The sequence below is a fragment of the Flavobacterium sp. TMP13 genome, assembly GCF_050847115.1.
Taxonomy (GTDB): domain Bacteria; phylum Bacteroidota; class Bacteroidia; order Flavobacteriales; family Flavobacteriaceae; genus Flavobacterium.
The window spans coordinates 1,566,075-1,580,098 of sequence record NZ_CP193656.1; the positions used below are offsets into that span (position 1 = coordinate 1,566,075).

General features: G+C 36.2%; 7 protein-coding genes. 4 read left to right on the top strand and 3 right to left on the bottom strand.

The features are described 5' to 3' along the window. Positions 1-12 precede the first annotated feature (12 nt). Entirely contained in the window at positions 13-531 is a 519-nt protein-coding gene (locus ACRASX_RS06810) for a hypothetical protein (protein WP_432222861.1), read from the bottom strand. Positions 532-856: 325 nt separating this feature from the next. Between ACRASX_RS06810 and ACRASX_RS06815 the strand changes: the two genes are divergently transcribed. After that, positions 857-2,203, top strand: a complete 1,347-nt coding sequence (locus tag ACRASX_RS06815) for a deoxyguanosinetriphosphate triphosphohydrolase (RefSeq protein ID WP_432222862.1) — start codon at positions 857-859, stop codon at positions 2,201-2,203. Here ACRASX_RS06815 and ACRASX_RS06820 read toward each other — a convergent pair whose 3' ends face one another. Further along, positions 2,204-3,238 carry a DUF3078 domain-containing protein gene (locus ACRASX_RS06820; protein ID WP_231739706.1) on the bottom strand — a complete coding sequence of 345 codons (1,035 nt, stop codon included), beginning with the start codon at positions 3,236-3,238 and terminating at the stop codon, positions 2,204-2,206. A gap of 40 nt (positions 3,239-3,278) precedes the next feature. Next, complete coding sequence (locus ACRASX_RS06825; protein ID WP_432222863.1) at positions 3,279-5,057, bottom strand: 1-deoxy-D-xylulose-5-phosphate synthase; 1,779 nt, start codon at positions 5,055-5,057, stop codon at positions 3,279-3,281. A gap of 38 nt (positions 5,058-5,095) precedes the next feature. Here ACRASX_RS06825 and ACRASX_RS06830 point away from each other — a divergent pair, with 38 nt between their 5' ends. The 3 genes from ACRASX_RS06830 to pbpC all read left to right on the top strand — a co-directional run bounded on the left by ACRASX_RS06830 (position 5,096) and on the right by pbpC (position 13,892). Then, positions 5,096-5,539, top strand: a complete 444-nt coding sequence (locus ACRASX_RS06830) for a nucleoside deaminase (protein ID WP_066313055.1) — start codon at positions 5,096-5,098, stop codon at positions 5,537-5,539. A gap of 270 nt (positions 5,540-5,809) precedes the next feature. Beyond that, a complete protein-coding gene (locus ACRASX_RS06835) occupies positions 5,810-11,497 on the top strand; it encodes an alpha-2-macroglobulin family protein (RefSeq protein ID WP_432222864.1) in 5,688 nt (1,895 codons plus the stop codon). 19 nt (positions 11,498-11,516) lie between these two features. Further along, the gene (pbpC, locus tag ACRASX_RS06840; protein ID WP_432222865.1) at positions 11,517-13,892 is read left to right on the top strand and encodes a penicillin-binding protein 1C; all 2,376 of its coding nucleotides are present in this window, start codon (positions 11,517-11,519) and stop codon (positions 13,890-13,892) included. Positions 13,893-14,024: the final 132 nt, after the last annotated feature.

A 14,024-nucleotide genomic window follows, 5' to 3' on the forward strand; every position in this document is an offset into this window, starting at 1 on the left:
TTTTCTTTGGCGTTAGTTTCTCGATTTTTTAAAGAGATGTTGCGTTTTTGAACTTGATCCGCCTGCAAACATCATAATCATTCCGGTGTGTTCGCTGTAGTTGTTGATAACAAGTAAGTTGTCTTTAGAGATGCTTAATCGGATTCGTTCAATATGCGTAACCCAGTAAAAGGGTGGTAGAATGATTTGATTTCTTTCAAAGAAAATTTGGTAATAATGTTTTTTAAATTTCCCTTTAAGTACGATCGATTTTCGTTCTCCCTTATGATTGTCATAGTCAATTTGTAGTTCTCCATTGTTTTGAATCGCTAATTTTACTTCAGAAATTGTATCGGTAGCCTCTATTTTAAGTAGCTGAAGAAGTGAAGTTTGACTTTTAAATGAACCTTCTTTGATTGCCCTATTTTCATAAGATGCTGAAAAGTTAGGATCTAAAGAAGACAAGTTGTGATAGCTTATGTTTTTTGAGGTTTTGCAGGAGGTAAGTAATAATCCTAAAATTAGGATGTACAGTAAGTGTTTAGCATTCATTATTTATCTATTTAAAAATCTTTTCAATATCGAATCTCAAAGGAATTATTAGTCGACTAAAATATAAGATTAAATTTTAGATTATCGTAAGAAATGTGCCACGGTAAATTTTTTAAATTTAAATGAAAGTAGGAGTGACATCCAAGGATTTTAGCGAGATATTGATTTTTTTGTCAAAACTCAAATGGTATAGCACTTATTTTAGGTCTCAATCGGCTTAAACCAACAGTTCCTCTGAAAAAGTTTTAAAATAAAACGTATTTTTGATTTTTTAAAATTCGAAATAAGTCTTAATTATTATTTAGGACGATAATCTACAATCACAATGAACTGGGAACAACTTTTATCTCTAAAGCGTCAAGGCGACACCAACAAACGATTACGCTCCGAACAAGATGATACGCGTTTGGGTTTTGAAGTTGATTATGACCGAATTATTTTTTCGGCTGCTTTTAGAAGTTTGCAAGATAAAACACAAGTAATTCCGCTTTCAAAGACCGATTTTGTACATACGAGATTGACGCATAGTTTAGAGGTTTCGGTAGTAGGTCGTTCTTTGGGCCGTTTGGTTGGAAAGAAAATTATCGAAAAATATCCCTATTTAAAAGAAGTTCATGGCTATCACATGAATGATTTTGGAGCAATTGTAGCGGCAGCATCCTTAGCGCATGATATCGGGAATCCGCCTTTTGGACATTCGGGCGAAAAAGCGATTGGCGAGTATTTTTCTATTGGAAACGGACAACGATATAAAGAGCAACTTTCTGAAAAAGAATGGCAAGATTTAATTGATTTTGAAGGAAATGCGAATGGGTTTTCAGTATTAACAGCTAGTCGTCCCGGTATTGAAGGTGGATTGCGAATTTCGTATGCCACTTTGGGAGCTTTTATGAAATATCCAAAAGAAAGTTTGCCTAAAAAACCAACTAAAAATGTTTCAGATAAAAAGTACGGTTTTTTTCAAACGGATAAAAGATTCTTCGAAAAAGTTGCGGAAGACATGGGAATGTTGCCCAATAAATCTGCTAATGATATTGGTTTTGAAAGACATCCGTTAGCTTATTTAGTAGAAGCTGCCGATGATATTTGCTACACCATCATCGACTTTGAAGACGGTATAAATTTAGGTCTGGTTTCAGAAGACTATGCTTTAGAATATTTGATTAAATTGGTAAAAGACAGTATCGGAGTATCAAAATACAAAACCTTAACAACCAAAGAAGATCGTATAAGTTATTTGCGCGCCTTGGCAATTGGTAGCTTAATTAATGACGCCGTACAAGTCTTTATAGAAAATGAAGAAGCAATATTAAAGGGGAAATTTCCTTTTGCTTTAATGGATAAAAGTAAGTACAAACCACAAATGGATGATATAATCAGATTGAGTGTGGCTAATATTTATCAGAGTCGTGAAGTAATCGAAAAGGAAATCGTAGGATATCAAATTATTCAAACGCTGTTGGATAAATTCAGCACAGCTTATAATAATAAATTCAACGATAAGGCGTCAAATTATGACAACCTTATTTTAAAAATGTTACCCGAAAAACACCAGATCGAAAAAGACAGCTTATATGAGCGATTGCTTCATATTTGCCACTATGTTTCGTTATTAACTGATGGAAATGCATTGGAGCTTTTTGAAACCATAAATGGTCGAAAAAGAGAATAATTATTGAAAGGCGTAGACAACACCAACTCCTAAAACTTGTCTTAATTGTGCTTTTGGTCCTTCGGTGATTTGTTTGCCTTCTACTTCTATTTTATTTTTGATATCGTCATCATAAATTAAATGAAAGCCAATATTTGCTCGCACATATTCATTTACAACCAAGTCAAGTTTGGTCTCATAATCGACATCAATATTACCAAATTTGTTTAAGTAGTCTGTATATAAACTCAGACGGTTTTCAAAGACCATATTTTTAAAAATTTCTTTTTTCAAATAGGCAGTTCCTAAAATACCAAATTCTGCTTTTACTTTTTCTCCTGGAGAAATCAAGTTTCCATTAACATCATAGATGGCTTTCTTAACCCCAAATGATCCTTGATTGGCTAAATACTGGTCTAAAACTAAGGTAGTTTTAAGTGTAATTGGAGAGAAGTAGAATACGCGATTTCGATCTTTTGATGCATTTTCAGCTCCAGCTCCTAAAAATATATACGCTGGCGCAAAAGGGCTAGAGATTGGTGTATCCTTATTTGGGTATTTGTAACCGTTCGTAAATTGAGTATTAAAATTAAATTTCCCAGAGTAGAACCAGTTTGAAGTTGAATCAGATCGGAAGCCGTAGGTGGAGTTAAGCACTAGTGCATCATCTGTTTTACGCAATTCTGTACCATCTTGTTTGTTAAGTCCATATTTCACCAAAAGTTCGTTTGCCCATTTGTGATTTCCATTAATGTAAACGCGTGTAAATTCACTTTTAAAAAGTCCCGAAATAGAACTCGTTCCACCAGCACTCCAGTTGACAAAAGCAATTTCGGAAATATCAAAACCCAGTTTATTCTTTTTTGTCCAATTCGAAACGCTGTCATGCAATTGTGTCTGAATGATCAAACCTTGCGGACTGCTCATTTTGTTTTTAAAAGACCAAATAGAACTAGTACTTTCTGGTAATTTAGTACGGATGATGACTTCTTGCGACCAAATGATCGTGCAAAATAATAGAGAAAGAACTAAAAGGGAGTAACGTACTAGTTTCATTAAAAAGGTTTTAGTTTTTGGTTGTGCAAAATAATTATTTTTAGTCAGCTGCAAAACGTTTTACTAAACTTTTAACGTCAATTTTACAAATTTGTTGCAATTCTGATACCGTACCATGTGTGATAAATTCATCGGGAACTCCTAAAACATCTAGGTTTCCTACAAAATTTAACTGCGCTGCAATTTCTGCAATCGACGATCCAAAGCCACCAATAACCGTACCATCTTCTATGGTTAATATGGTTTTATATTTTAAAAATATTTCTTGTAGTAATTTTACATCTAAAGGCTTTACAAATGGAAAGTCATAATGCGAAATATTTTTATTTTGACTCTGGTGTAGTGCTTGCGTCACATTATTACCGATAGTTCCTGTAGATAAAATTGCAGTCTGAGTTCCTTGCTGTAAGCAATACGCTTTGCCAAGTTTTATTTGTTGGTACTTTGCAAAATAATCAGTTTTCCAATTGCTAAATTGACCTCTACCTCGTGGATAGCGGATGGCAATTGGTGCGTCTAATCCTAATTGTGCGGTGTACAATATATTTTGTAAATCGATTTCATTTCGAGGAGCGTAAATCATGAGATTAGGAATACATCGCAAATAAGCGATGTCAAAAACGCCGTGATGCGTGGCGCCATCTTCGCCAACCAATCCCGCTCTGTCCAAACAAAAAATAATCGGTAAATGCTGCAAAGCAACATCGTGAATAATTTGGTCGTAAGCACGTTGCAAAAAAGTGGAGTAAATGTTGCAATACACAACCATGCCTTGCGTTGCCATGCCTGCAGCCAAAGTTACGGCGTGCTGTTCTGCTATGCCTACATCAAAAGCGCGTTCTGGAATTTCGTCCATCATAAACTTCAAAGAACTTCCTGAGGGCATTGCAGGTGTAATACCGATAATTTTTTCGTTCTTTTTAGCTAAATCTAAAATGGTCAGTCCAAAAACATCTTGATATTTAGGAGGAAGGTTTTCTTCTGATTTTATAGTTAATTCACCAGTTGCTGCATCAAACTTTCCTGGTGCGTGGTATTTTACCTGATTTTCTTCTGCTTTTTGCAAGCCTTTCCCTTTGGTAGTAATTAAATGAAGAAATTTTGGACCTTTGATTTTCTTTAATCTTTGCAATTCTCTAATCACAGCAAAAATATCATGTCCATCAATTGGCCCCGAATAATCAAAATTCAAGGATTTGATCATGTTGTTTTGCTTCGGATTTTTACCATTTTTAACTGCTGTCAAATAATTTTTTAAAGCACCAACGCTTGGATCGATTCCGATGGCATTGTCGTTTAAAATTACTAATAAATTGGCATCTGTCACGCCTGCGTGGTTTAATCCTTCAAACGCCATTCCCGAGGCTATGGATGCGTCGCCAACAACTGCAATGTGGTGTTTTTCGACATCCTTTTTTAGGTTGGACGCTAAAGCCATTCCCAAAGCGGCAGATATCGCTGTAGACGAATGTCCAACCCCAAAAGTGTCGTAAATACTTTCGCTGCGTTTTGGAAAACCCGAAATGCCTCCAAGTTGTCGATTGGTATTAAAAATGTTCTTTCTTTCCGTTAAAATTTTATGCCCGTATGCTTGATGGCCTACATCCCAAACCAATAAATCTTCGGGAGTATTAAAAACGTAATGCAATGCAATAGTAAGTTCAATGACGCCAAGACTTGCTCCCAAATGTCCTTCCTTTACCGATACGATATCAATAATGAAATTGCGCAATTCTTGTGCTAATTGTGGAAGCTGTGCCTCATCAAGTTGACGTAAATCTGCAGGACTATTGATGTTAGAAAGTAATTGTGTTGACATCTCACAAATGTACAAATTGAATTCTTATTTTTGTAGCTATGATAAATCCTTTCACCGACGAATATTTTATGAAAAAAGCTTTGCAGGAAGCTGAGATAGCTTTTGATAGAGGCGAAATTCCTGTTGGAGCTGTCATCGTCATTGCAGATAAAGTTATTGCACGAGGTCATAATGCGACCGAAATGTTAAACGATGTGACAGCCCATGCCGAAATGCAGTCCATCACTGCAGCAGCAAATTTTTTGGGAGGCAAATATTTAAAAGATTGTACACTATATGTGACTTTAGAACCTTGCCAAATGTGTGCGGGCGCTTTGTATTGGAGTCAGATTTCTAAAATTGTTTATGGTGCCCGTGACGAACAACGAGGTTTTATCACAATGGGAACCAAATTGCATCCTAAGACAACGGTAGTTTCGGGTATTATGGCGACTGAAGCCGCCGATCTAATGAAGCGCTTTTTCGTAGAAAGAAGAAAATAAGTGAAATCCATTTGTCTGATTAATCATTTTGTTATTCTTACACGATAACCGTTGTGTCAAAATTAAAACTATTTAAAATCGATCGTTTACACTTTTTGTAGTGCTATCGACCTACTTTATTTGCCATCTCATTTTATAGGATTACTGATCTAAGCGAATTTTCTTCTTAAAAATAACAAAAATTACCTAGTTTTACATTTCTTTAATTTGAACAGCATTAAATAGAAGTGTATGCTGTTCTGTTATTTTTAATAATTAATCCTACTTAAATTGAAAGCAAAAAAATTAGTTTATATATTCGTCATTTTCTTCATTTTTCAGGCGTGCGGTAAAAAATCGGGTCTTGATTTTAATTCTGATTTCTCCTTATTCAGACCGTATATTTCTAGCTTTACAGGAGGCATTGTTCCTTCTCAGTCGGACATTCGCGTCGTTTTAGCTTTTGACAAAAAAGAGTGGAAAATAAACGAAGTTTTAGACAATAATTTATTTGATATTTCGCCAAGCGTTGACGGAAAAGTTGTAGCTCTGTCTAGTAATACCATCGCGTTTATTCCGGAAAAGAAACTAAAATCAGGGACAGAATATCAGGTTACTCTAAGGTTAGATAAATTAATTGTACTTCCGAAGGAAGAAGAAAAAACACTGTCTAAATTTAATTTTACGGTTAAAACAATCAAGCAAGATTTTGTAATTAATCCGGCAGACATTCAGTCGCACAGCAAAGAATTTCAGTATTTAAATTGCGTGTTGAAAACGGCAGATGATATTGATTTAGAGACTGCTCAAAAATTAGTTTTAGCGAGTCAGAAAGGAAACGATCTTAAAATTAAATTTGATACTTCTACGAAATCGGGTAAGGAGTTTAAATTTACAATTGATAATATCCAGCGTTTTGCAGAACCAAGTGAACTGGAAATCGCTTATGATGGTAGTAAGTTTGATATTGATCAGAAAGGGACGATTACTTTTCCGATTTCAGGAATCAATGAGTTCAAAGTTGTTAATGTTGTAGTACCAGATGAAGACACACAGTCGGTTTTAATTAATTTTTCGGAACCGCTTGAAAAAGGCCAAGATTTTAAAGGTTTGGTTGCGATTGAAAATACAAACAATTTAAAATTTTCGACTCAAGGAAATCTTTTAAAAGTTTATTTTTCTAATGAAAAAGCGACTTCAAGAATAGTGCATGAAGTGGTTGTTGCTGATCCAATAGAAACAGTAGAATCAGACTCGACTGCTGTCGTTGTTGACAGCGTTGCGATTGCTGTGGCAGAAGTAGCTGAAGAACCAGTTGCCGAAGAAGTAGTTGAAGAAAGTAGTGCAGAAGAAAATATTACAGGCGAATTGTTGCTCGAAGTCTTTCAAGGAATTGAAAGTCAATACGGCAAGAAAATGAACGAAAGTTACTCACAGAAAATATCTTTTGACCAGATAAAACCGAATGTGCGCTTTGTGAAAAATGGGACAATCTTGCCAAGTTCTAATAACTTGAAACTGAATTTTGAAACTGCAAATTTGGGTAAAGTTGATGTAAAAGTCTATAAGATTTATAAAAATAATATTTTGCAGTTTTTGCAAGACAATCAATTAAATGGTTCGCAAAACTTAAAGCGCGTATCACAACCCGTGGCAAAAACAACTATAAATCTCAAAGAAAATAGTTTAGTTAATTTGCATAAATGGAACACTTTTGCGCTCGATTTGTCTACCATTATTAAGCCAGAACCGGGTGCAATTTACCGAGTAGAGTTTTCGTATAAAAAGAAATATTCCATATATAAATGTGACTCTTCCGAAAAAGATTCAGAAGAAAACGAAGAGGAGGATGAAGTAGATGAAAACGATGTTAATTATAGTGATAATTCGTACGATGATTACTATTATTACGACGATTATAGCTGGAGAGAAAGTGAAGATGCTTGCAGTGGATCGTATTTTTACAATGCCCGAATTGCGACTAATATTTTGGCATCAGATTTAGGTGTTATCGCAAAAAGAGGCGAAAACAAATCGTATTTATTTGCGGTAAATAATATTCTTACAACGGAGCCTGTTTCAAAAGCGACAGTTGATTTGTATACGTATCAACAACAAAAAATAACTACAGCAACAACAGATAGTGATGGACTTGTTTCCTTTCAGCTTGATAAATTTGCCTATTTTGCCATTGTTACTTTAGGAGAACAATCTACTTACGTTAAATTGGATGATGGAAATTCATTATCTGTCAGTAATTTTGACGTGGCTGGTGAAACGCTTCAAAAGGGATTGAAAGGATTTATTTATGGAGAACGAGGCGTTTGGCGTCCCGGCGATAATCTCTATTTATCGTTTATTTTAAATGATGCTTCGAATAAACTACCCAATGCACATCCAATAAAATTTAGACTAACCGACCCCAATGGGAAAGTCGCTTACCAAACTGTACAAAGAACCAATGCACTAAATCACTATGCGTTTGTTGTGCCAACAGATCAAGATGCGCCAACAGGAAGTTGGGAGGCAATGGTAAGTGTTGGTGGCGCGAAGTATTATAAGAATATTAAAATTGAAACGATTAAACCCAATCGGTTAAAAATTAAAAATACGTTTCAAAGAGGCGTATTGTCCTCGTCGTATCCAAATTCAAGCAATTTAGAAGTGACCTGGTTGCATGGTGCTATTGCAAAGAATTTGAATGTAGAAATGCAAGCTAAATTCTCGCAACAACAAACTACTTTTAAAGGATATGAAAAGTACAATTTTGATGATTTAGTGCGTAAGTTTAGCACTGAAGAAGTAAATGTTTTTTCTGGAAAATTAGATCACGAAGGAAAAGCTTCGGTGCCTATTAATCCGAAATTGCAAGGGCAAGCACCTGGAATGCTGCGCGCTTCGTTTATTACAAAAGTGTATGAAGAAGGTGGGGATTTTAGTATGGATGCCATGGCCAACACCTATTCTCCTTATAAAACCTATGTTGGTGTAAAATCTCCTGAATTAAATAAATACGGAATGTTAGAAACTCGAACCAACAATCGATTTGATGTTGTGACAGTCGATGAAAACGGGCGACCAAAAGCAGTACGTAATCTTGAAGTTAAAGTATATAAAGTTGAATGGCGTTGGTGGTGGGATGCTGCCAATGATAATTTATCAAATTATAATTCATCGGAAGCAACAACTTCTTATAAAACATTTACCATAAGTACTAATGCCAGCGGAAAAGGAAGTGTGCAATTTGCATTGAGTGATGAAGAATGGGGTCGCTACTTAATTCGAGTTTCAGATAAAACCAATGGTCATGCGACGGCGCTGACCGTAAATATTGACTGGCCAATTTGGTCAGGAAAGACTAGAAATAACGATGTTTCATCTGCTAATATGCTTGTTTTTTCTACGGATAAAAAAGACTATGCGGTGGGAGAAAATGCATTGATTTCTTTCCCTTCTAGTGAAGGTGGTAGAGCTTTAGTCTCTATTGAAAACGGATCAAAAGTGGTGCAAACGCTTTGGGTACAAACGCAAAAAGGGGAAACAAAAGTCGAAGTGCCAATAACGGCTGCAATGGCTCCCAATGTTTATTTTAATATTACCTTATTACAACCACACGCCACTACAAAAAATGATTCCCCAATTCGTATGTATGGAATTGTGCCAATTGGTGTGGTGGATAAAAACACTAAACTTGAACCACAAGTTATAATGGCAGATGTCTTGAGACCAGAACAATCATTCCCAATAAAAGTGAGTGAAAAATCGGGTAAAGAAATGACCTATACTATTGCTGTTGTGGATGAAGGTTTGCTAGATTTAACGCGTTTTAAAACTCCAAATGCTTGGGATGCCTTTTATATTCGCGAAGCTTTGGGTGTAAAGACTTGGGACGTGTATGATGATGTTATTGGCGCTTATGGCGGAAAAGTAAATCAAATTTTTAGTATCGGTGGAGATCAGGACTTAGGCGGAGGAAAGGCGAAAAAAGCCAACCGATTTAAGCCTGTTGTTATTTATTTAGGTCCATTTAAATTAGAGAAAGGACAAGCTAGAACGCATCAAGTTACTTTGCCAAAATATATTGGTTCGGTACGAACAATGGTTGTGGCTGGTGATGCGACAACGAGTGCTTATGGAAGTATAGAAAAAGCGACCGCCGTTCGCAGTCCATTAATGGTTTTGGCTACTTTACCGCGAAAAATTTCACCGTCAGAGAAAGTAACGATTCCGGTAACGGTTTTTGCGACAGAAAAAAACATTAAAAATGTAAAAGTTCAGATTAAAACCAGTAATGGATTACGAGTGGTTGGAAGTGCAATTCAAAATGTTAGTTTCGAACAGCCTGATGAAAAAATGGCTTATTTTAATCTTGCCGTAGGAAGTTTGACAGGAATTGCGAAAGTGCAGATTATTGCGACTTCAGGAGCTGAGAAATCATCATATGACGTAGAGATTGATATGACGAATCCAAATCCGGTAACGAATACCTACACCGATGTGATTTTAGAACCGAATAGCACAAAAACAATTTCTTGGAAAACCTTTGGTGTAGCAGGAAGTAACAAAGCAAAATTAGAAGTGTCTTCTATGCCGACTATTAATTTAAATGGCAGATTACAATTTTTGATTCAGTATCCGCACGGCTGTGTAGAGCAAACCACTTCAGCTGTTTTTCCGCAATTGTTTTTAAATGACGTAGCCGATATCGATGCGAATCGCCAACAGTTGATTCAGAAAAATGTAACGGCTGGAATTACAAGATTAGGAAGTTTTCAATTAGCAAACGGCGGATTGCCGTACTGGCAAGGAAATGCGATTGCAGACGATTGGGGAACTTCTTACGCAGGACATTTTTTAATTGAAGCAGAAAAAAAAGGATATGTTTTGCCAATTAATTTCAAATCAAAATGGCTTTCCTATCAGAAGAAAGAAGCTAAAAAATGGCGTTTTGAGCCTCGATATGGAAATGATTTAGCGCAAGCCTACAGATTATACACGATGGCCTTAGCAGGTTCTTCTGATTTGTCTTCGATGAATAGATTGCGAGAAACAAAAGGAATATCAAACGAAACAAAATTACGATTGGCAGCGGCCTATGTTTTAGCAGGACAAAAAAGTGCGGCGACATCGTTACTTTTAAGTAGTAAAATTGATGATGATTCAAGTAGTTATCAACATTACTATTACGGCTCAAGTGATCGAAACAGAGCGATGGCGTTAGAAACTTTACTATTGTTAGATCTCAAACAAAAAGCGTTTGAAATGGCGACAAAACTAGCTAAGAGCATGGCAAGTGATCAGTGGATGAGTACGCAAACTACTGCGTATTCGCTATATGCAATGTCAAAATTTGCACTGAATAATGGACCTAAAGGAATCGATTTGCAATTTAGTAAAGAGGGTAAAGCGCAAACGATAAAAACAGGGAAATCAATGGCCGATCGTACCTTGGCGGTAAAATATGGTGCCAACAGTCTGACTTTAAAAAACAACAAAAAGAACACTATTTACATACGAGTGTTAAATACGGGTATTTTACCGATTGGTCAAGAAAATGTGATTCAGAGTAATCTTGCTGCAGCAATTGTTTTCAAAAACAGAAAGGGCAGCGTTATTGATGTTTCGAAAATTGCACAAGGAACCGAGTTTATTGCTGAAGTTAAAGTGAGAAATCAAAGTAATGAGCGTTTAGAAAATGTAGCTCTAACCCAAATCTTACCTTCTGGTTTTGAAATTGTAAACACTCGCTTTACCGACTATGGTGAAGCAACGAACAATACGGCAGATTATATCGATATTCGTGATGATCGAACTAATTTTTACTTCGGATTAAAAGCAGGCGAGGCTAAAACCTTTACGATATTGCTCAATGCTTCGTATTTAGGGAATTATTATATGCCTGGATTGCAATGTGAAGCAATGTACGATCATACGTTTTTGGCAAGAACAAAAGGATTTTGGGTTGAAGTAGTAAAGTAATAGTTTTGAATTATAGATTTTGAAAAACCACCTAAAAACGTTTTTACAGCGACTGATCAATTGGGTACAAAGAAATAAGATAAAATCACTAATAGTATTTGTGCTGTTAGTGATTTATTATTTCTCGCTACCATCAACCTTGTTTAAGGAGCCCTATTCTACAGTAATTGAAAGTAGAGAAGGAGAATTGCTTGGCGCTAAGATTGCTGGAGACGGTCAATGGCGTTTTCCGGCACACGATAGCGTTCCAGATAAGTTTAAACAATGTATCGTTTATTTTGAGGATGAGTATTTCTATACACATCCTGGGTTTAATCCCGTGGCAATGGTCAATGCGATGCAACAAAACAGCAAAGCAGGCAAAGTGGTTCGTGGGGGGAGTACATTAACGCAGCAGGTGATTCGATTGTCTAGAAAAGGCAAACGAAGATCTTATTTTGAAAAAGTTATAGAACTTATTCTGGCCACTCGATTGGAATTGGGTTATTCTAAAAATAACATTCTCGAACTGTACGCGGCTCATGCTCCTTTTGGAGGTAATGTGGTCGGCTTAGAAATGGCTGCTTGGCGTTATTTTGGTGTTCAATCGAACCAATTGTCTTGGGCTGAAAGCGCAACTTTAGCGGTTTTACCAAATGCACCAAGTTTAATTTATCCAGGTAAAAATCAAATTAAACTAGTAGCAAAACGCAATAGACTTTTACTGAAGTTAAAAAGCGAAAGTATTATTGATGAGCAAACGTATGAATTGGCTATAGAGGAACCTTTGCCGCAAAAACCTTTTGATTTGCCTCAGATCGCACCACACTTATTAGAACGTGTGGCAAAAAATGCAAAAGGAACACGAGTAGAAACTACAGTCAATTTTGAGTTACAAAACAGAGTCAATCAAATTGCTAAGTATTACTACAATCAATACCAGCAAAATGAGGTTCATAATTTGGCGATATTAGTGATTGATGTTCAAAATAGAGATATTATAAGTTATGTGGGCAATGCTCCAACAGATCGTGATCATCAAAAAGATGTAGATATTATTGAGGCAGCCAGAAGCACAGGAAGTATTTTAAAACCTTTTTTATATGCTGCGATGCTCGATGATGGCGAGATTTTGCCAAACACTTTAATTGCCGATGTTCCTACTCAAATAGCGGGTTATACACCACAGAATTACAATTTAACTTTCGATGGAGCGGTTCCTGCGCATCGGGCATTGTCTCGTTCATTAAATATTCCGTCTGTCTTAATGTTGCAAGATTTTGGCGTACATAAGTTTTATGAAGAGTTGCAGAAATTCAAGTTGCGTAATATCAATAAATCGGCGGATCATTATGGATTGTCACTTATTTTAGGTGGCGCCGAAAGTAATTTATGGGATTTATGCCGATCGTACGCAGGCTTGTCGTCCACGTTAAATTATTTTACTAAAAATGATGGAAAGTATCGTACGCATGAATTTGCGGAACTAAATTACAATACTGCTTTTAAGACCGATTTTGGAGAAGAATCGAGTCAAAAGAATATTGTGGGAGCCGGATCAATTTGGATGACTTATAATGCCATGGAGGAAGTAAATAGACCAGAAGGTGATGAGTCTTGGAAATTTTATGACAGCTCTTTAAAAATTGCTTGGAAAACAGGAACCAGTTTTGGAAACAGAGACGCATGGGCAATAGGAACCAATTCGAGATATGTAGTGGGTGTCTGGGTCGGAAATGCAACTGGCGAAGGACGACCAACTTTAACAGGAGTCACTAGTGCAGCGCCTATTTTGTTTGATGTATTTAATTTGCTGCCAAGACAAAGATGGTTTGAAACACCTTACAAAGATTTAGCTGAAGTAGAAGTTTGCAAATTAAGTGGTTATTTGGCGAAAGACGGATGTCCCAAAATCAAACAATGGGTTTCGAAAAAGGGAAAATCGACTGCAGTTTGTCCGTATCATAAAATGATCCATTTAGATAAAGCGCAGCAGTTTCAGGTTAATAGTAGTTGCGAAAGTGTCGAAAATATGATAGTGAAGAATTGGTTTATCTTGCCGCCCGTTATGGCTTGGTATTATAAAAGTAAACATATTGAATATGTGTCTTTGCCGCCTTTTAAAGACGATTGTATTGGAACACAAACCGGTGCTATGGACTTTATTTATCCAAAATCGGGTAGTAAAATATACCTAACAAAGAATTTTAATAGTGAGGTGCAACCAGTAATTTTTAAAGTTGCTTATTCTGATCGAGAGAAACAATTATTTTGGTATGTAGATCAAATATATAAAGGTGCAACTGCAGTTTTTCACGAAAAGCCAATTTTGATGGGTGCTGGGTTTCATTACATTACTGTAGTGGACGAACTGGGAAATGAAATTAGCCGAAAAGTTGAGGTAGTTAGTGATTAATAATTTGAGCACTAAATCCTAGCCCTGATAGAAGCGGCATCCTTTTTTGCCTTTCTTTAAGGCGAAAAAGATACAGCGAACAGCAGGAAATAGCTCCTTCAAATTTTCAAAAAAGACACAAAAAAACCGCCA

What these genes read in the sequence shown, in the direction of transcription:
- ACRASX_RS06825 (WP_432222863.1), bottom strand. Translation starts at nt 5,057, where the DNA reads ATGTCAACACAATTACTTTCTAACATCAATAGTCCTGCAGATTTACGT.
- ACRASX_RS06815 (WP_432222862.1), top strand. Translation starts at nt 857, where the DNA reads ATGAACTGGGAACAACTTTTATCTCTAAAGCGTCAAGGCGACACCAAC.
- ACRASX_RS06830 (WP_066313055.1), top strand. Translation starts at nt 5,096, where the DNA reads ATGATAAATCCTTTCACCGACGAATATTTTATGAAAAAAGCTTTGCAG.
- ACRASX_RS06820 (WP_231739706.1), bottom strand. Translation starts at nt 3,238, where the DNA reads ATGAAACTAGTACGTTACTCCCTTTTAGTTCTTTCTCTATTATTTTGC.
- ACRASX_RS06810 (WP_432222861.1), bottom strand. Translation starts at nt 531, where the DNA reads ATGAATGCTAAACACTTACTGTACATCCTAATTTTAGGATTATTACTT.